The 703-nt window shown below is 56.5% G+C and carries 1 protein-coding gene and 1 pseudogene; both read left to right on the forward strand.

The features are described from left to right. Positions 1-252 (forward strand): annotated as a pseudogene (locus AC07V8_RS25770) (hypothetical protein); the annotation flags it as partial. A gap of 13 nt (positions 253-265) precedes the next feature. Next, entirely contained in the window at positions 266-616 is a 351-nt protein-coding gene (locus AC07V8_RS25775) for a hypothetical protein (RefSeq protein WP_254785154.1), read from the forward strand. Positions 617-703 lie beyond the last annotated feature (87 nt).

A 703-nucleotide genomic window follows, 5' to 3' on the forward strand; every position in this document is an offset into this window, starting at 1 on the left:
CCGGTCGTCGCCAGCGCGGCGCCAAAGATTGCCGGCGTGTCGACTTCAGAGCGCTGGACCGCCGAAGTCACCGACCTGCTGACCCTGGTCAAGTTTGTCGCGGCCAATCCTCAATACATCACGTTCTTGCAAGCGAATATGACGCCGATCAAGCAAATGGCGACATCGCTGAAGGCGAACATGAAGATCGATGGTGTACGCGCCTTCCCGCAGGCTGGCATCACCGCCCGCCGCAAGCAATCTCGCATTTAAACAGGAACACACCATGACTGACACAAGGATAGACCACTTCAGCGACGAAGCCGCTCAGAAAGCCCTAGATTTCCTGCGCTTTCAGGCCGGCGAAGCCGCAATCTCCCGCGCCAACCGTATCTATATGGAAGAATTTCGGAAGACGATCAAAGCCAACTGCATGGCCGCTAGCTCCGAGAAGACCCTCACAGCCCAGGAGCGCGACGCCTACTCCAGCCCCGAATATATCGCCCACTTGGAAGCCATGCGTGCCGCAATTGAACTGGATGAAGTCCACCGCTGGAAGATGGTCGCCGCGCAGGCAACGATTGAAGCATGGCGGACGCACCAGGCGAACCGCCGTGGCGAACAGAAGATGCAGTAAGCGAACTAGCATTTCCGATTGAACGACTCTACTTATAAGGACCGCAATGAATACCAACGAATCAACTAACACCGTCGCTCACATGCT

It is taken from the genome of Collimonas sp. GW821-FHT02H07 (assembly GCF_059421505.1).

What these genes read in the sequence shown, in the direction of transcription:
- AC07V8_RS25775 (WP_254785154.1), top strand. Translation starts at nt 266, where the DNA reads ATGACTGACACAAGGATAGACCACTTCAGCGACGAAGCCGCTCAGAAA.